The sequence below is a fragment of the Hydrogenimonas sp. genome, assembly GCF_029932565.1.
Lineage (GTDB): Bacteria > Campylobacterota > Campylobacteria > Campylobacterales > Hydrogenimonadaceae > Hydrogenimonas.
Genome location: NZ_JAOZPV010000012.1, coordinates 1 through 17,334 on the forward strand (window position 1 = coordinate 1; position 17,334 = coordinate 17,334).

The window sequence follows — 17,334 nt, forward strand, 5'->3', positions numbered from 1 at the left end:
ACTACCGCTGAATGGCCGAATTCAAAGACGAATGGACGCAGGAGGAGTTTCTGCGTGCCAGGAAAGCACTTGAAGCGGAAGGGCGTGATGTGCTGCTCGTCGATACGATCGCCAAAGCGATCGAGGGTGCCGAGACGGTTCTCTACAACCCATTCGAGCTGAAAAAGTACCCCGAAGGTACCGTGTTCGTCTTTTACTGCGACACAGGCAAGGAGACCAAAGAGAGACTCCCGGAATTTCGCAGGAGATTTCCCGATAAAATCTGCATATCGCTGCGCGGCGGCCGCGGCTATTGGCGTAAGTCGTTGCGCATATAGGAGACGGGATGGGGGAGGCGTGTGAACATTTCATCCGATTGATTCGGAATGGAAACTATTACGAAGCGCATGAGGTGCTGGAGGCGGTCTGGTATCCGAATCGGTTCGAGAAAGATGATGAGGTTCTCCTTATCAAGGGCTTTATCAATGCGTCGGTCGCATTCGAATTGGTCAAGCGTGGGCGTATGGAACCGGCCCGGAAGGCATGGGGTGTCTACCTGAAGTATCGGCCGCTGATGGAGCGGACCGATGCCGGGCGCAAACCCCTTTACCATGCGGTCGACAACGTTCTGGAAACGACATATGAACAACTGTTCAGGGCGTGATTATCACGACGCAACCCGGCACTCCTGGCTTTCCGTGCGCCGGTCGCCAAATCGGCTCGACTGGGATAATCAGCCGCTGTCGATGAAATTCTATCCCGAGCGCTATCCCCGTACTCGTCTGGACAAAAAGTATCCGGCACATGCCTTTCTCTACCATATCGGCGGCATAACGGCCAAAAAGAGCTATCCGGGCGTCGAGTACTATCTGCGGACCAATCCGAGCGCCGGGGCACTCTATCCGAACGAACTCTACTTTCAGGCTCGGGGTGTCGTGGGGTTCGACGACGGCATCTATCACTTCGAGGTCGGCTCCTCGTCCGCCGTTCTTCTGCATCCTCTGCAAAAAGGGGAGGGACTCGAGCCCTTTTTGAATATCCGCCATCCGATGCGCGGACTCCTCTTTTTCATCAGTTCGCCCTACTACCGGTCTGCATGGAAGTACAGGACGAGATCCTACCGGTACTGCCTCCTCGATGCCGGCCATCTGCTCGGAGCCATCGAAACGGGGAGCTACCTATACGATCATGCGTATCGTGTTGCCTATGACCTGGATCTGGAGAAACTCAACCATTTTTTCGGCTTCGGGAGGGAGGAGTTTTTTCTGTCGGCTGCCATCGTGGCAGTGCCGGAGAGGTCGTCGGAGGTCACGGTGCCGAACATCCGGCTTACACAGGCCGATCCCACCGGGATCTTCGAACCCGATCCTGCAATCGAACGGGCCTATCTCGAGACGATGCCTCTGCACAGATGCCGGAAAGAGCCCAGGTTTCCCATGTTTTCGTTTCAGAAAGAGGCGTGGGAAGAGACGATACTGAAACGACGGTCGATGCGTGAGTTCTCCTCCCGGCCCATTACGAAAGGGCAGTTCGAAGCGATTATGGAGAGTATCGGCCGGCCCGTTCCGAGCGATTGTGACGAACCGCTCAAGATCTATGCGGTGCTCAACAGGGTCGAGGGAATGCCTGTCGGTATCTGCGAGAATGGCCAGATGGTGCGGTTTGGCGACTTTTCCGAAAAGGCGGGATATCTCTGTCTGGAACAGCGGCTCGGAAGCGAAAGTGCCGTAACCTTTTTCTTTCTCTCCGATGGGTGCAACTACCGTGCGCTCTATCAGAAAGCCGGCATCATCGGTCACAGGATCTATCTCGTTTCCGGATATCTCGGCCTTGGATGCAGCGGCATAGGAGCCTATTATGATGATGAAGTGGCAGAATTTCTGCAGGAGACAAGGATGGTGCTTTACGCAATGGCTGTCGGTGTGTGATGGTTTTAATAGAAAAATGATAGAATAAATTATGTTGCTTCAAAATAAAGGTGTATTGCTCGTGACACTGATGAAGTGTGCGGGTATTGTAATGATCGGGCTTTTTTTGTATGTGGGTATCGAATATTACAGCGAGAACGAAATGGATGCGATCGCCGCCCGGGCCACACAGACACAGAAAAAGCTGATTATGCTCGAACGGGAGACATTCAAGACGGCATCGGATACGATCGCATCGCTTATCTTCGATGACCAGCTGAAGGCGCTGATGTACCGCCTCGAAAAAGGGAAAGAGAGTGCCGAAGCGGTCCGGAAAAAACTTCTGAAACGATATCTGCCGATCTACAACAATCTGCATCGGTACAATCTGCGCCACCTCCAATTCCACCTGCCTGACGGCACCTCGTTTCTGCGGGTTCATGAACCCACAAAATATGGAGATTCGCTTCTTGCCATCCGCCCGTCTATCGCAATGATCATCGAAAAGCATAAGCCGTTGTTTGGGTTTGAAATCGGACGCTATCTTGGGGCATACCGTGCCATCTATGCGCTGACGTATCAGAATGAATATGTGGGAAGTGTGGAACTCTCTTTTTCATTTTGCGTGATGAAACAGGTACTCGAGCATATCAGTGAAGGGAAGACGCGCTACTATCTTGCATTCAACTTCGATCGCCTGAAAGAGAGAGCGGATTTGAAAGAGCTTCATGTCTTCCGAAAATGCTATGTCGATCCCTCTTTTGTCATCCGGGAGAAGGTGGTTGACAGCTGCAAGGTACTGCAGGAGACAGGTTTTAAAATCAATCTTCTTCCCTATCGGGAATTTTCCAAAATTCTACGGAGCGAATCGGACTGCTACAACATTGTCAGCTTCATCCCTTTGAAATCGATCGATGGCAGCTATGTCGGATACTATATCGTTCTCAACGAGGACGATGGGGCCGTATCCAACGTCGTTTCAACCGTCCAGGTCGCGAAAATTGCCGTATTGCTTCTCGTCATCGTGGCACTACTGCTCGTAGTGATGATCCATCTCTATCGCATTCGGGCCTATGCAGCCAATATCGATCCGCTGACCGGTATTTACAATCGCAGAGGATGCATGAGCCAGCTGGGTAACGGGGACAGGCGCTATGCTCTCATTTTTATCGATATCGACAATTTTAAACAGATCAACGATACATATGGGCACAAAAGGGGCGATGAAGTGCTCAAAACGGTTGCCCGCATCATCGTGACCCACATCCGCAAAGATGATATTTTCTGCCGCTATGGAGGAGACGAGTTTCTTCTTTTTGTCGCCAACGCTTCCCATGAGCAGGCTCGTATTATCGCCGAAAAACTGCGCAAGCACATTGATATCCATCGATTCGACGGTGTCGAAAACGTTACCGTAAGCATAGGTATAGCCATTCGTCAGAGGAACGAGTCGATCGGCTCTCTCGTGGCGCGCGCCGACAAAAGCCTCTACAGGGCAAAAAACGAAGGTAGAAACCGGGTAATTGTCGAAGATGAAGAAACACAAACGGAGGAAAGAGAGTAATAATGCGATACTCCCGCAATAGCTGAGAGGCGGTAATACGTCTGAATCGTTTTGTGTGGTGAATAAAAAGGAGCAATGGTCGGAGTGGCGGGATTTGAACCCGCGGCCTCTACCACCCCAAGGTAGCACGCTAACCAGGCTGCGCCACACCCCGACATTTGAGAGTGGCATTATACCAAAAAGAGATGTTTAGTCCAAAATGTCCTCATAAAAGTCGTAACACGAGATATAGTAGATGCCGTTTTGCTTTTTGATTCGCTTGTCACCCTTTTTGTACGCTTTTTTAAAACGTTTGACAACCTGTTTGGCTTTGTTGTAGTTGTATTGCTGTCGCTGAATCAGATCGCCAAGAGGAATCCAGCACTCTTCTTCGCTCCCTTTGCTCTTTTTTTTCTCCTTTACTCTTTTTTTCTCTTTCTGGTTCTTCTCTTTCTCTTTTGGTTGCTGTTCGGCTTTGGGCGGTTCCGGTTCCATTTCGGCATGGGGCGTTTCCGTCACCTCTTCTTCCGGGGTTTCCGTTGTGTTGTGTGTCAATTGATAGTCGCGTTGGTAAATCACTTTCATCTCGTGAAAGGCCTGCTTCAGAAGTGTGATCTCCTCCTGCAGAGTCTGTGTGATCTGTGCATTGGCCTCTTTGAGATCCTCGATGGAGGCTTTGAGTATGTCGATCGTCTCATCTTTGGCTTTGAGTATTTCGCGGTATTCGTCAATCAGCGAGACATGCTCGATTTTCTCATTTGTCGCGGAATTGTCAACTTCCGATTCAATATCGGTTGCGACAATGACATAGTAGCGTCCGTCTATTTTACGGGAAGGCAGTGTACCCCGTTTGATTTTTGCGTAGACACTTTGGCGTGAAAGGCCATGCATTTTGGCATATTCGGAAGGCTTGACAAGCTGTTGCATCATTTTGTCCCATCATTGTCATTTTTGATACATTATACCAAAAAGTGTGCATGGAAAGCACCGAAGCTACGTGTTTTGAAGTGTAAAGAGTGTTTACTCGATGCCTGACTTGACAGGAACAAACAGGCAACTCTCTTTCGGCTCTTCGAGAATGGTGTCGCCGTTTTTTCTGAACTGGGTGATGATCTGCTCGTTTCCTCTTTCAATCGGAGCAACCAGGATCCCTCCTTCGGCCAACTGGTCGAAAAGGCTTTCCGGAACTTTTGGTGTTGATGCAGAGAAAAGAATGCGGTCAAACGGAGCGTACTGTCGCCATCCCCGCTGGCCGTCATCAAGACGTGTATGTATATTGTGGATGTCGAGTTTTTTGAAGCGCTCTTTTGCCTCTTTGAGCAGCGCATCGATACGCTCGACAGTGAAGACACGCCTGAAAATTCGACTCAGGATCGCCGCCTGATATCCGCTGCCGCAGCCTATTTCGAGTACGTTGTCCGCATCATCCGGCTCGAGGTATACCGTCATTTTCGCCACGGTAAGCGGAGAACTTATCCACTGGTTCGCCTTGATTGGGAGTGCATCGAGGCGATAAGCCCAGTGCCTAAAGCCAACAGGAACGAAAAGTTCTCTCTCGATGGCTGCGAATGCTCTGTAAATGGCTGGTGTCAAGGGGATTTCCGATGCGATGTCGTCCGCGAAATTTTCGAGCTTGATCTGTTTTGCGCGGTCAATCATTGAAAACTCCCATGCGGATGTAGCGGCGGATCAGTTTGATGCGTCTGAAATCGACAACCCCTTCGATCAGCATGGCGTCGTCATCTGTGATCTTTTCGCCGTTTGGATCTATGACAGCGCTGCTTTTGGCCATATCGGTATCGGCACTGTTGGCGACGATGCAATAGCACTGGTTGCAGATGGCAAGCGCCTGAGGCAGTATATCGAGGTGGCTTTTTCTGGGAAGCCCCCATCTTGCCGGTATGAGGATGATGTCCGCTCCTCTGAGTTTTTGCCAGTATTCGGTATATCGCAGCTCGAAACAGACCATCAATCCCATTTTGATACCGTCTATTTCGAACAGATGCAATTTCTCTTCGCTTCCTGCAGAGAAGTATTTGTCTTCATCGCCGAGGAGAAAGAGCTTGATTTTATCCTGTGTATGCACAATGCTGCCGTTATGAATAACATAGGTGCGGTTGTAGAAGTTGTCATTCTCTTTGACGATCACTGTCAATGTGACAGTTTTGTCTGTCGAGCGTTTTACAATCTCTTCCAACGCTTTTTTGGAAACTCTGGCGGCATCGTCCATGCTGTCGTAAGGATAACCGGTAATAAAGACTTCCGGTGTGACAACGATCGATTTTGGCGGCAGCTTCTCGATTTCACGGCAAAGCCGTGAAATGTTGTTTTGAAAATCCGATGAATCGGTTGGGAGTTGAAGGGCGAAGCATTTGACCGGCGGTTTAGAAGTCGTCAAAGCTTATGCTGCCTTTTGAATAATTGGTGACGTTTCCTTCGAAGAAATTCGTTTTCTGGTCGTTGAATGTCGAGAAGCTGTCAACCCATTTGATCGGGTTGTCGGCACCGAACATCGGCTCGAGACCGATCGCTTTGAGGCGTTTGTCGGTCAGGTACTGAATGTATTCGTCGATGATCTGCTGGTTGAGACCGAGGATCTGGTCTTCCGTTACATACCATCCCCAGTTGCGCTCGAGCTCATAGGCCTGGCGGTACATCTCCCGCATGTTGTTGACAACCCGTTCGTTAAAGAGATGTGGATATTCGCGCTTGATCTCTTTGATGATGTTGCTGTAGAGCGCGAGGTGTGTCACTTCGTCGCGCTGGATGAAGCGGATCATCTGGGCGCTTCCGAGCATCTTTCCGCTGCGTGCGAGTGCATACATCGCCGAGAAGCCGCTATAGAAATAGATGCCCTCGAGGCACTGGTTGGCGACCAGCATGTAGAGTTTCGCTTCGTCGTCGTCCTGCGCCAATTCGCCATATTTTTCGTAGACATCGCCGATGAAGGAGTTTTTTCGAAGGAGCTCCGTATCGGATTTCCACATGTCGTAGATTTCGTCGGTGTTGATCGAAATACTGTCGACCATGACGGCGTAGCTTTGCGAATGCAGCGCTTCTTCGAATGCCTGCCGTACGAGACACATGTTGACTTCGGGAGCCGTGATCCACGGATTGACGTTGTCGACGGTGTTGTTGGTCTGAATCGAATCCATGAAGATGAGCTGCGCGAGGACTTTGTCATACATGCGCCGTTCTGCCGGAAGAAGATGCTTGTAGTCCCTTGCGTCTTCGGTCAGGTCGACCTCTTTGGGAAACCACGTATTGGCCATCATCACTTCCCAGAGATTGTAGGCCCATTCGTAGCTGCAGCGGTTCAAATTGATGATACCTGCCGTGCAGCCATTGATAATAGAGGTGGTTGAACGTGTTGTGTCACATTCTGTGCTGTAGAGCTTTTTTTTCATGGCTGATTGGTACCTCTTACGTGTGGAATTGGAAGTAAAATCGATTGTATCCAAAAGTAGATAAAAGAAGTTTTATAAATAAGAAAAAATTATGCATAGCTCCCGGCCTTACCCATTTCTCGGTGGCCGGAAACTCTATTTTTTTATTGACAGCCGAGGCACTCCATGCTGCGGTCCGCAACCTCTTCCTGCATCTCCGGTGACTGGCTTCGGAGGTAATAGGTCGACTTGATGCCAAGACGCCACGCTTCGGTGTAGATTTCGTGCAGGTAGCGTCCGCTCGCTTTATCCAGCGACATGAAGATGTTGAGACTCTGCCCCTGATCGATCCACTTCTGACGAACGGCTGCCGCTTTCACAAGGATACGCTGGTCGAGTTCGAATGCCGGCATATAGTACTCCCACGTATCGGGTGAAAGGTTCGGTACGACGACCGGGATGAGGCCGCTCAGATTCTCTTCAAACCATTTTCGCTTGTAAACCGGCTCGATGGTCTGCGTCGTGCCGACGAGAATGGAGATGGAACTCGTGGGTGCAATCGCCATCAGGTAGCCGTTGCGCATACCATCCTCCTTGACCTTTTTGCGCAGTGTGTCCCAGTCATAGGTATAGCCGAACAGTCCGCCGCGATCGGTCAACGCGCGGGCATGATCGTTGGCGTTGTCGATAGGGAGAATGCCGCGGCTCCATTTGGAGCCTTCGTAATCGGGGTAACACCCCTTCTCGATGGCGAGGTTGGACGAAGCCTTGATCGCGTTGTAGCTGATCATCTCCATCACTTCGTCGATCAGATTCAGGTGTTCGCTGCTGCCCCACATTACCTGTTTTTCGGCGACCATCTGGGCCTCGCCCATGACACCCAGGCCGATCGATCGTGACCGTTCGTTGGTCTTTTTGACCTTTTCGAGCGGGTAGAAGTTCAGGTCGATGACATTGTCGAGCATGCGGACGGCGATCGGGACGACACGCTCGATATCCTCTTTCTCGTGGATGCGCGAGAGGTTGACACTGGCAAGGTTACAGACGGCCGTTTTGCCATCCTCCCCGACCTTCTCGACAATATAGATCTCTTTTCCGCCGACACTGTCGAGTGCGGTGATCTTTTTCGCTTTCTTGGTGATGCCGCTGTCGACGGTGATCTCCTCCTCCTCTTCATAATGGACGATCGTTCCGTCGACAAACTTCACCTGGACTTTGTAGTGGTTCGGTTCGGTGTTCTGGAAAATCTCCGTACAGAGGTTAGAGCTGCGGATAATACCGCAGTGGTCGTTTGGATTGACTTTGTTGGCCGTATCTTTGAAGCAGAGGAATGGGTTGCCCACTTCGAAATAACTCATCAGTATCTTTTTCCAAAGCTCCTTGGCTTTGACACGCTCTTTGAGAATGTTCGGGTCATTCTCATATTCGAGATAGCGTTTTTCGAAAGCGTCGCCGTGCAGGTCGGTCAGGTCGCCCGTTTCATAGGGATCGAAAAGCGTCCAGACGCCGTCCTCTTCTACCCGCTTCATGAAGAGGTCGTTGATCCAGAGTGCTGGGAAAAGGTCGTGGGCACGCCGTCGCTCTTCACCCGAATTTTTCTTCAGGTCGATGAAATCCCAGATATCGATATGCCATGGTTCAATATAGACGGCGATCGCACCTTTGCGTGTCCCCAGCTGGTCGACGGCGATCGCGATGTCGTTTGCGATTTTCAGGAACGGTACGATGCCCCCCGCCGCATTTTTATGGCTGTCGATATAACTTCCCATAGCCCGGACTTTGCTCCAGTCCCAGCCGATGCCTCCCCCGAATTTACTCAGCAGCGCCATCTCTTTGTAGGCATCGAAAATCCCTTCGATCTTGTCGGGCGTACTGCCGATGTAGCAGGATGAGAGCTGGTGTCTTGGCGTGCGTGCGTTGGAGAGTGTCGGGGTGGCGACCATTACTTCGAATTTGCTGATGACGTCATAAAACTTCTTCGCCCACTCCTGGCAGTTGAGTTCGTTCTGCGCCAGGAACATTGCCACGCCCATGAAAAGCTGCTGGGGCAGTTCGATCGGATGGTTCTCCTTATCTTTAAGGAGGTAGCGGTCGTACAGTGTACGGATACCCAGATAGGTGAACTGCAGATCGCGTTCCGGTTTGATGTAGTCGTTCAGATCGTCGAGGTCATACTTCTCTTTCAATCCGAGTACGATACGGCCCTCTGCCTCACCCTTTTCAAAATATTCACGCAGATGATTGTATCCTGTAAACCCGTTGACTTTGTGGTAAAGATCGTAGAGAAAAAGACGGGCTGCGACAAAGGTCCAGTTGGGCCGATCGATATCGATCTTGTCAACGGCTGTCTTGATCAATGTCTGTTGAATCTCTTCGGTCGTTATGCGGTCGCGAAACTGGATCTTCGCATCGACCTCCAGCTCGCTCTGGCTTACGCCCTCCAGTCCGTCGACGGCAGCCGATGTGTATTTCTGAATTTTTGTAATATCGAGCGGTTCGGCTCGTCCGTTCCGCTTGATAACTGTCAACACTCCCAATGACATTGTGTATACTCCCCTTTTCCGTTATTTTCCAAAGACACGCTCGAAAATGCGATCGACGTTTTTGGTGTAGTAGCCGTAGTCGAAACAGTCACGAATCTCCTCTTCGCTCAGCTTGCTGCGCAGCTCTTCGTCAGCGAGCAGGTACTGGAGATAGAGGCTCTCCCCCTTTTCGTTGAGTGCAGGTTTGCCCTTCTGCAGATCTTCCCACACTTTCATCGCGTTGCGCTGGACGATTTTGTACGCATCTTCCCGTGTCACACCACGTTTCGGAAGCTCCAAAAGGACGCGCTGCGAAAAGACGAGTCCGCCGGTGAGGTTCAGGTTTTTCATCATGTTTTCCGGATAGACAACCAATTTGTCAAGCAACCCGTCGAGACGCATCAACATAAAGTCGGCTGTCACGAAACCGTCCGGCAGTATAAACCGCTCGACGGAGCTGTGGCTGATGTCACGCTCATGCCAGAGAGCGACATTCTCCATCGCCGGGACACAGTAGCTTCGAACCATACGGGCCAGCCCCGTCAGGTTTTCGCTCAGCACGGGATTGCGTTTGTGCGGCATGGCGGAACTGCCTTTCTGCCCTTTGTGGAAAAACTCTTCGCACTCATAGACCTCCGTGCGCTGAAAATGCCGAATGTTGACGGCGATCTTTTCGACCGTCGAAGCCAGCAGTGCCAGCGCACTCATCAGTCGCGCATAGCGGTCACGCTGCACGACCTGGTTCGAAACTGGCGCGGGCGTGAGACCGAGCTCTTCGCAGACATACTCCTCGAGTTCGATCGGTGCATGGGCGAAGTTTCCCATCGCGCCGCTGACCTTGCCTACATTGATGATTTCGTATGTCTCTTCAAGGTTTTTGAGATGGCGTTTCATTTCGTCATACCAAATCGCGAGAACGAGGCCGAATGTGATCGGTTCTCCATGGATGCCGTGGCTACGTCCCACCATCAATGTCAATTTGTGCTCCATGGCTCGACGCTTGATTGTCTCCATGATCTGTTTGACATCGTTGATAATCAATGTGAGGCTTTCACGCATCTGCAGTGCAACGGCCGTGTCGATCGTGTCGGAACTTGTCATACCGTAGTGGACCCAGCGACTCTCCTCGCCAAGACTTTCTGCCACCGACGTCAGGAACGCTATGACGTCGTGTCGCGTCTCTCTTTCTATCTCGTCGATCCGTTCGATATCGAACGATGCATTGGCTTCGATTTTCTTTGCATCTTCGTCAGGTATGAGTCCAAGCCGATTCCACGCTTTTACGGCTGCGATTTCGACATCGAGCCATGCCTGGTATTTTGCCTGCATCGTCCATTTGGACTTCATCTCTTCTCTGGCGTACCGTTCTACCATTTCAATCCTTTTGGAAGTGTCTGGAATCCAGTTGAATCCGGAAGTTACTCTAAAATATATAGATTTTATAGAAAAATGTGTTAAAAAGAGGTAAAAAAATGAACCAAAAATTCAGAGGATCGATATGGCTTTTTTAAATCGTCTTTACCATCTCGACAAACCGCTTCCCGCTTTTCTTTTTTTGATGAAAACATTGGGAGTTCGACAGGGTGAAGCTCAAAAAATTGTCGCGACAGGACGACTGGTTGTCAATGGCGAAATCTGGCAGCACAGCGGCCACTCAATCTGCGGAGAGATCGAAGTCAAAGAGTTTGTGCCGCAGTCCCGTGGACTCAAACCGATTTTCACGACAACCGATTTCGGTCTTTTCGACAAACCGAGCGGTACGCTCGTTCATCCGACTACATATCGCACGCCCTACTCCATGCTCGACGACATCCGTCATGTGTATGGCAAAGATGCCAACGCCATTCACCGCATCGACATGGAGACAAGCGGTCTCCTTCTTGTCAGTCGACACAAACGAGCGGAGCGCCAACTCAAAATGATGTTCGAAGGACGGGGCGTCAGGAAGAGTTATCTGGCATGGGTGCGCGGACGGGTTGAAAAGCCCTTCGATGTCGATGTGCCGTTGAAGCAAAACAGTGACTTTTCGACCATAAAGCTGAAAATGCTGGTTCATCCGGAAGGGAAACCCTCTTTGACGCATTTCGTACCGATCGAGTATGATCCGGAGCATGACGCCACATTGGTGCAGGCCTATCCGCATACCGGACGTCAACATCAGATAAGAGTCCATTTGTTTCACGTGAAACATCCGATTCTTGGTGACCCGATATACGGAGTTCCTACGGAGGTGGCCATCGCCTATCTGGACAAAGAACTTAAAAAAGAGGATCGGCTATTTTACATGGGGGCAGACCGGCTTCTGCTGCACGCCCAGACCCTGGAGTTCAATCTTGAGGGTGTTTCCTACAGATTTGTCTCCAACTTTGATTTCGAAGATTTGAAAAAGATGATCGTGCCTCCCGCCAAACGGCATGGAGGATAAACAGACGCACCGTTACACAACCGGTGTCATTCGCGGTTCGCGAGAATAAAGCCGCCGACTCCTACGATGACTACCAGTATCAAAAACAGTATCATGCCGTAATCGAGATAGGTCAAATCGAGTCCCTTTCATAAGTATTCAGAACCATGGCTATGTGGTTGATAGTTCCTGCTCTCTCAACTGGCCGCAGGCTGCACTGATGTCAAGTCCTTTCGATTCCCGGATCGTACAGAGTACTCCTTTGCTCAGCAAGTACTCCTGAAATTTTTTCATCCGTTCCGGTTCCGGACGTTCGAAATGTGTGCCCGGATATGGGTTGAAATAGATCAGGTTGACTTTCGATTTGATTCCTTCCAACAGGCGGATCAGTTTTTTCGCACTTGCAATGTCGTCATTGACATCTTTGATGACAAGATACTCGAACATGACGCGCTTGCGTGTGTTGACAGGAAAGGCTTTGACCGCTCTGATGATCGATGCGATATTGTACGCTTTGTTCATTGGAATCAACTCTTCGCGCAACGCATCGTCAACGGCATGAAGACTGATTGCCAACTGGACTCCAAGCTCCATCTTTCCAAGCTTTTCTATCTTCGTACTGATGCCGCTCGTTGACACGGTTTGACGTTTCGGTGAAATACTGAGTCCATTTTCGTTGGCGAAAATTCTGATCGCTTTTGCAAGATTCTCCAGGTTGTCAAGAGGCTCGCCCATGCCCATGTAGACAATGTTGACTCTGCGATTACTCGCTATGTCATTGTCTTTTTTGATTTCCAAAACCTGTCCTACGATCTCTCCCGCACTCAAATTGCGGATAAAACCGCCTTTGGCCGTCAGACAAAATGCGCATCCAACCTTGCATCCAACCTGACTGGAGACGCATACGGTAAATTTCGCATGATGCAGCAACTCCCCGTGTTCATCATATTCGGCATCTTTCATTTTCAGAAGCACCGCTTCGACGGTGTGTCCGTCCTGGAGTTCGAACAGATATTTGATGCTCCCATCACTGCTTCTCTGTTTCTGGAGTATTTTCAATGGTGAAATGATATAGTCGTTTTCCAACTCTTCCCGAAGTTTTTTTGGAATGTTCTCCATCTGGCTGAACGAATCGATATGGTGCTGATAGACCCAGTTGAATATCTGCTTCGCACGAAACTTCGGCGGAAACATGGTCTCCAGTTCGTTTTGGGTGTAATCAAGAATCGACGGTTTCAAGATTGGGTATCCTCTTCATCAAATGGTTTGCGAGGCGCTCCATCGCTTCGCTGTGGTTTTTCAGAAAATCTCTGTGCGCATCCATATTGCAGAAGTTCGTGACGACAAATATGCCGCCGCAGGGAATATTGAATTGCTGTGCGACCTGCATCACCGAATAGAACTCCATGTTTTCCAGACCGATTCCAAGTCTGTTGAAAGTTTGGGAGAGCTGAAAATCGGTCGTGATATAGTTGCTTGAATTGACGATGATCGGATGGTCGGCATCGGCGAGTTTCGTGATAGGTGTTTCACGTGAAACATTTTCATCCGATACGATCACGTTGTTTTCAAGAGGGGTGTAACTTTTTTTCAGCAAATAGGAGAGCTCGATCTGGCTGGCCGCTTTCGATTCGACAATGTCGAATAGTTGATGGTTTCCATAGCTCCCCGCACTTCCGACAAAAAGAAGAAATTCCGGCGGATTCATCAGCACGAGACGGGTAAGGTTGACCGCACTTTCACACAGACCGATGCCGATCGGCGTGGCAAATGGAAAAGTTTCATTGTTGCCGGCGCAAAGGATCATAGGCGTACCGGAATATGGTTGTCGTGCAGGTAACGTTTGAGATCGAGAATCTCGATCTCTCTGAAATGGAAGATCGAAGCAGCGAGTGCCGCGTCCGCACCGGCTTCGAACGCCTCTTTGATATGTTCCATCGTTCCGGCTCCTCCGCTCGCGATAACCGGTACATTGACCGACGTGCTGACGGCATGATTCAGCACGTTATCATACCCTGCTTTGGTGCCGTCGGCATCCATCGATGTAAGTAGAATCTCTCCGGCGCCACGGTCGACTACCTCACGGGCCCATTCGAGCACATCGATGCCGGTATCAATACGTCCACCGTTGATAAACACATTCCATTTTCCCGGAGCGACACGTTTGGCATCGATCGCGACAACGATGCACTGGGATCCGAAACGTTTCGCTCCTTCGTCGATGAATTCCGGACGTTTGATGGCAGCCGAGTTGACGCTCACCTTGTCGCAACCGACATTGAGCAGGGCATAGATGTCGTCCAGCTTTCGGATGCCGCCGCCGACCGTCAACGGAATGAATACCTCCTTGGCGACCTCCTCGACAATATGGACAATCGTATCGCGGTTCTCGTGGCTCGCCGTGATATCGAGGAAGGTGACTTCGTCCGCCCCCTCCTCGTTATAACGTTTGGCAACTTCGACAGGATCGCCGGCGTCTTTGAGGCCGACAAAGTTGACACCTTTGACGACACGTCCGTCTTTGACATCGAGGCATGGTATGATGCGTTTGGCAAATGTTTCCAAAAGATACTTCCGTTTTTATGTATAATGTTTGGCGCATTATATCGCATTCCATGCAAAAAATCGCAAATATTTAAGCATTTTTTAAAAAACGTAATCTATATTTAAGAAAAGTTTCAGTATGATAAACACCAATTCGTATCATCGCGACGAAAAACGGGCCAAAAAAAAGTTTGGACAGAATTTTCTCAAAGATGAAACGGTTATCCATAAAATCATCGAATCGATGCCCAACGATGCGCAGCCGGTTGTCGAAATTGGGCCTGGGTTAGGTGATTTGACCAAATATCTGGTCGAGAATAAGGATGTCACCGCTTATGAGGTGGACAGAGACCTTTGTGAGCATTTGCGCAAACGTTTTGCAGCTGCCGTGGAGAATGGAAGACTGAAACTGCGTTGCGGGGATGTTCTGAGTCACTGGGATCAAGAGAGTTTGGAAGACCGGCCTTACCATCTGGTTGCCAATCTCCCCTATTACATCGCAACGAACATTATTTTGCGTGCACTCAAAGATCCGAACTGTCGAAGTTTGCTGGTCATGGTGCAAAAAGAGGTTGCCGAAAAATTTGGCGCGCAGCCCGGACAGAAGCCGTTTTCTGCCCTCTCCGTGCTCGCCCAAAGCGTCGGGGAAGTGCGTCTCTGTTTTGACGTGCCTCCGGATTCGTTTGTGCCCGCACCCAATGTGATGTCGTCGGTGCTTCGGATCGTGAAAAAGAGAACGCTTGACGATCCGCGGTTCGAAGCGTTTTTGAAAACGGCCTTTACCCAGCCGCGCAAAACGTTGGCGAAGAATCTTTCGGCCCGCTTTGCCAAAAAAGATGTAATGGAGGCTCTCGCCTCGGTCGACTTGAAACCCTCTGTCCGGCCCCATGAAGTGGATACATCCCTCTATCACCACCTATACAAGATTTTAACGAACAAAGGTGATATAGATGGAAGAGAAAAAACCACAGGGAAACAATCCATCCGGAAACAACAAGAGTGATCAGCGTAGCGGCGGTTCGAACAATCCAAACAACCAGAGCCGCAGTCGACGCCCCCGACGCCCTCGCAGCGGAGGACAGCAGCAGGGAGAGAAGCGGCAGGAGCAGCAGAAGAACACCTCCCAGGGCGGCGGACAAAACAGACCGCGCGGAGGAAGTCAGCGTGGCGGCCAGCGCGGTCGCGGCGGACAGAAAGGACGGGGACGTGGCAACGGCCGCAATCCCGAATCGCACTACAAAACACCGTCGAACGTCCAGCGCAGCAGTGACGGTATCTATACCGATATCAACCAGGCTATCGCCGCCAACAAAGCGGTGCAGGAAGAGCGCATAAAAACAGCCAACAAGATCGATGTCAACAACAAAGCACGGGTCCGCTTCACGCCGCTCGGCGGGTTGGGAGAGATCGGTGGCAACATGGCCGTTCTCGAAACAGAGAACAGTGCCATTCTCATCGATGTCGGCATGAGTTTTCCGACAGAAGAGATGCACGGTGTCGATATTCTTGTGCCCGATTTCAGTTATCTGCATGCGATCAAGGAGAAAATCGACGGCATTGTCATCACACACGCCCACGAAGACCACATAGGGGCAGTCCCCTATCTCTTCAAAGAGCTGAAATTCCCGATTTACGGTACACCGCTGCCGCTCGGTATGATTGCCAACAAGTTTGACGAGCACGGTCTCAAAAACGACAAGCAGAAATATTTCCGCTATGTCGAAAAACGCAAGCCGATAAAGATCGGTGATTTCGAAATCGAGTGGCTGCACATGACGCACTCGATTATCGATGCGTCGTCACTGGCGATCCGAACCCCTGCCGGAATCATTTTCCATACAGGCGACTTCAAAATCGACCATACGCCGGTCGACGGCTATCCGGCCGATCTGCACCGTATTGCCCAGTATGGCGAAGAGGGTGTTCTCTGTCTTCTCTCCGACAGTACCAACTCCCACAAAGCAGGCATCACGCGCAGCGAGAAAACGGTGGGCCCAACATTTGACCATCTTTTCGCGAAAGCGAAAGGACGGGTGATCATGTCGACCTTCTCGTCCAACATTCACCGTGTCTACCAGGCAATCGAGCACGGCCTCAAATATGGTCGGAAAGTTGCGGTTATCGGCCGCTCGATGGAACGCAACCTCGAAACGGCACGCCAGCTCGGATATATCGATCTGCCGGAAGATATCTTTATCGACGCCCACGAAGTCGTCCGCTACAGTGACAATGAGGTTCTGATCGTCACGACCGGAAGCCAGGGTGAGCCGATGAGTGCGCTCTATCGTATGGCGACCGATGAGCATCGGCATATCAAGATCAAGCCGAGCGATACGATTATTATTTCGGCCAAGGCGATTCCGGGCAACGAAGGAAGTGTTTCCCGTGTCATGAATCACCTGATGCGCGCCGGTGCGACCGTGGCGTATCAGGATTTCAGCGAAATCCATGTCTCCGGCCATGCCGCCCAGGAGGAGCAGAAGCTGATGCTTCGTCTGACGCAGCCGAAGTTTTTCCTGCCGGTCCACGGAGAGTACAACCACATTGCGCGGCATGCGAAAACGGCGGTTCAGTGCGGTGTGGACGAGCGGAACATTCTGCTGATGAGCGACGGGGATCAGGTTGAAATCACGACCAAATACATGAAAAAGGTCAAAACGGTCAAGACCGGCAAGACCTATATCGACAACCAGGCCAACGCGGAGATCCAGAACGATATCGTGCTGGATCGCCAGAAGCTGGCGACGGAAGGTATCATCATGATTGTGGCACAGATCGATCAGCGCAACCACAAACTGGTGGGGCACCCCCGTGTCAGTACCTTCGGTCTCGTCGCAGACAAAGACGACAAAAGATTCGCCAAAGAGGTTGAAGCGATCATCGAAACCTATATGGTACATCAGAAGGATGCCGATCAGCTCGATACGCGAACGATCGAAAACGATATTCGTCAGGCGGTCCGCAAACACGTGCTTCGTAAAATGAAGCGCTATCCGCTGATTGTACCGACGGTTTATGTCGTTTAAAAAAGAGTGGGAGCGGATGGCAA

At 50.7% G+C, this 17,334-nt stretch carries 16 protein-coding genes and 1 tRNA gene; 7 read left to right on the plus strand and 10 right to left on the minus strand.

Features of this window, described 5'->3' with window-relative positions:
* Nucleotides 1–11 precede the first annotated feature (11 nt).
* The 4 genes from Q1K24_RS02880 to Q1K24_RS02895 all read left to right on the plus strand — a co-directional run bounded on the left by Q1K24_RS02880 (nucleotide 12) and on the right by Q1K24_RS02895 (nucleotide 3,450).
* A complete protein-coding gene (locus tag Q1K24_RS02880; RefSeq protein WP_300365676.1) occupies nucleotides 12–317 on the plus strand; it encodes a hypothetical protein in 306 nt (101 codons plus the stop codon).
* Between the two features lie 8 nt (nucleotides 318–325).
* The gene (locus Q1K24_RS02885; protein WP_300365679.1) at nucleotides 326–643 is read left to right on the plus strand and encodes a DUF309 domain-containing protein; all 318 of its coding nucleotides are present in this window, start codon (nucleotides 326–328) and stop codon (nucleotides 641–643) included.
* 82 nt (nucleotides 644–725) lie between these two features.
* Nucleotides 726–1,907 (plus strand): nitroreductase family protein, encoded by a 1,182-nt coding sequence (locus Q1K24_RS02890; protein ID WP_300365682.1) that lies wholly within the window; start codon nucleotides 726–728, stop codon nucleotides 1,905–1,907.
* Nucleotides 1,908–1,938: 31 nt separating this feature from the next.
* Nucleotides 1,939–3,450 (plus strand): diguanylate cyclase, encoded by a 1,512-nt coding sequence (locus Q1K24_RS02895; RefSeq protein WP_300365685.1) that lies wholly within the window; start codon nucleotides 1,939–1,941, stop codon nucleotides 3,448–3,450.
* A gap of 76 nt (nucleotides 3,451–3,526) precedes the next feature.
* Here the strand turns inward: Q1K24_RS02895 and Q1K24_RS02900 are convergent.
* From Q1K24_RS02900 to purB, 7 genes are all read right to left on the minus strand, one after another.
* Nucleotides 3,527–3,604: transfer RNA gene (locus tag Q1K24_RS02900), tRNA-Pro, on the minus strand.
* A gap of 35 nt (nucleotides 3,605–3,639) precedes the next feature.
* Complete coding sequence (locus Q1K24_RS02905) at nucleotides 3,640–4,359, minus strand: DUF3972 domain-containing protein (RefSeq protein WP_300365688.1); 720 nt, start codon at nucleotides 4,357–4,359, stop codon at nucleotides 3,640–3,642.
* Between the two features lie 90 nt (nucleotides 4,360–4,449).
* Nucleotides 4,450–5,088 (minus strand): protein-L-isoaspartate(D-aspartate) O-methyltransferase, encoded by a 639-nt coding sequence (locus Q1K24_RS02910; RefSeq protein ID WP_300365691.1) that lies wholly within the window; start codon nucleotides 5,086–5,088, stop codon nucleotides 4,450–4,452.
* Nucleotides 5,081–5,827 (minus strand): carbon-nitrogen hydrolase family protein, encoded by a 747-nt coding sequence (locus Q1K24_RS02915; protein ID WP_300365694.1) that lies wholly within the window; start codon nucleotides 5,825–5,827, stop codon nucleotides 5,081–5,083. The genes Q1K24_RS02910 and Q1K24_RS02915 overlap by 8 nt, the downstream gene beginning before the upstream one ends.
* Nucleotides 5,814–6,836 carry a ribonucleotide-diphosphate reductase subunit beta gene (locus Q1K24_RS02920; protein ID WP_300365697.1) on the minus strand — a complete coding sequence of 341 codons (1,023 nt, stop codon included), beginning with the start codon at nucleotides 6,834–6,836 and terminating at the stop codon, nucleotides 5,814–5,816. The genes Q1K24_RS02915 and Q1K24_RS02920 overlap by 14 nt, the downstream gene beginning before the upstream one ends.
* A 143-nt stretch (nucleotides 6,837–6,979) precedes the next feature.
* Complete coding sequence (locus Q1K24_RS02925; protein WP_300365762.1) at nucleotides 6,980–9,343, minus strand: ribonucleoside-diphosphate reductase subunit alpha; 2,364 nt, start codon at nucleotides 9,341–9,343, stop codon at nucleotides 6,980–6,982.
* 36 nt (nucleotides 9,344–9,379) lie between these two features.
* Nucleotides 9,380–10,711, minus strand: coding sequence for an adenylosuccinate lyase (gene purB, locus Q1K24_RS02930; protein WP_300365700.1), 1,332 nt, complete (start codon nucleotides 10,709–10,711; stop codon nucleotides 9,380–9,382).
* A 124-nt stretch (nucleotides 10,712–10,835) separates the two neighbouring features.
* On the opposite strand from purB, the gene Q1K24_RS02935 reads away from it, so the two are divergent.
* A complete protein-coding gene (locus Q1K24_RS02935; RefSeq protein WP_300365702.1) occupies nucleotides 10,836–11,762 on the plus strand; it encodes an RluA family pseudouridine synthase in 927 nt (308 codons plus the stop codon).
* 150 nt (nucleotides 11,763–11,912) lie between these two features.
* On the opposite strand, the gene rlmN is transcribed toward Q1K24_RS02935, so the two are convergent.
* The 3 genes from rlmN to hisF are packed head-to-tail and all read right to left on the minus strand — an operon-like array spanning nucleotide 11,913 to nucleotide 14,306.
* A complete protein-coding gene (gene rlmN, locus Q1K24_RS02940; protein ID WP_300365765.1) occupies nucleotides 11,913–12,935 on the minus strand; it encodes a 23S rRNA (adenine(2503)-C(2))-methyltransferase RlmN in 1,023 nt (340 codons plus the stop codon).
* 25 nt (nucleotides 12,936–12,960) lie between these two features.
* Complete coding sequence (locus Q1K24_RS02945; RefSeq protein ID WP_300365705.1) at nucleotides 12,961–13,548, minus strand: purine-nucleoside phosphorylase; 588 nt, start codon at nucleotides 13,546–13,548, stop codon at nucleotides 12,961–12,963.
* Entirely contained in the window at nucleotides 13,545–14,306 is a 762-nt protein-coding gene (gene hisF / locus Q1K24_RS02950) for an imidazole glycerol phosphate synthase subunit HisF (protein WP_300365708.1), read from the minus strand. Before hisF ends, Q1K24_RS02945 begins: the two co-directional genes overlap by 4 nt.
* A 118-nt stretch (nucleotides 14,307–14,424) precedes the next feature.
* On the opposite strand from hisF, the gene rsmA reads away from it, so the two are divergent.
* Nucleotides 14,425–15,288: a 16S rRNA (adenine(1518)-N(6)/adenine(1519)-N(6))-dimethyltransferase RsmA gene (gene rsmA, locus Q1K24_RS02955; RefSeq protein ID WP_300365711.1), complete on the plus strand. Its 864-nt coding sequence runs from the start codon at nucleotides 14,425–14,427 to the stop codon at nucleotides 15,286–15,288.
* Entirely contained in the window at nucleotides 15,236–17,311 is a 2,076-nt protein-coding gene (locus Q1K24_RS02960; protein WP_300365714.1) for a ribonuclease J, read from the plus strand. The genes rsmA and Q1K24_RS02960 overlap by 53 nt, the downstream gene beginning before the upstream one ends.
* Nucleotides 17,312–17,334: the final 23 nt, after the last annotated feature.

Bases quoted from the DNA above. Each gene is read 5' to 3' on its own strand.
- Q1K24_RS02895 (WP_300365685.1), top strand. From the start codon at position 1,939: ATGTTGCTTCAAAATAAAGGTGTATTGCTCGTGACACTGATGAAGTGT.
- Q1K24_RS02890 (WP_300365682.1), top strand. From the start codon at position 726: ATGAAATTCTATCCCGAGCGCTATCCCCGTACTCGTCTGGACAAAAAG.
- Q1K24_RS02960 (WP_300365714.1), top strand. From the start codon at position 15,236: ATGGAAGAGAAAAAACCACAGGGAAACAATCCATCCGGAAACAACAAG.
- Q1K24_RS02945 (WP_300365705.1), bottom strand. From the start codon at position 13,548: ATGATCCTTTGCGCCGGCAACAATGAAACTTTTCCATTTGCCACGCCG.
- Q1K24_RS02920 (WP_300365697.1), bottom strand. From the start codon at position 6,836: ATGAAAAAAAAGCTCTACAGCACAGAATGTGACACAACACGTTCAACC.
- rlmN (WP_300365765.1), bottom strand. From the start codon at position 12,935: ATGTTTCCGCCGAAGTTTCGTGCGAAGCAGATATTCAACTGGGTCTAT.
- Q1K24_RS02905 (WP_300365688.1), bottom strand. From the start codon at position 4,359: ATGATGCAACAGCTTGTCAAGCCTTCCGAATATGCCAAAATGCATGGC.
- purB (WP_300365700.1), bottom strand. From the start codon at position 10,711: ATGGTAGAACGGTACGCCAGAGAAGAGATGAAGTCCAAATGGACGATG.
- Q1K24_RS02910 (WP_300365691.1), bottom strand. From the start codon at position 5,088: ATGATTGACCGCGCAAAACAGATCAAGCTCGAAAATTTCGCGGACGAC.
- rsmA (WP_300365711.1), top strand. From the start codon at position 14,425: ATGATAAACACCAATTCGTATCATCGCGACGAAAAACGGGCCAAAAAA.
- Q1K24_RS02880 (WP_300365676.1), top strand. From the start codon at position 12: ATGGCCGAATTCAAAGACGAATGGACGCAGGAGGAGTTTCTGCGTGCC.
- Q1K24_RS02935 (WP_300365702.1), top strand. From the start codon at position 10,836: ATGGCTTTTTTAAATCGTCTTTACCATCTCGACAAACCGCTTCCCGCT.
- Q1K24_RS02885 (WP_300365679.1), top strand. From the start codon at position 326: ATGGGGGAGGCGTGTGAACATTTCATCCGATTGATTCGGAATGGAAAC.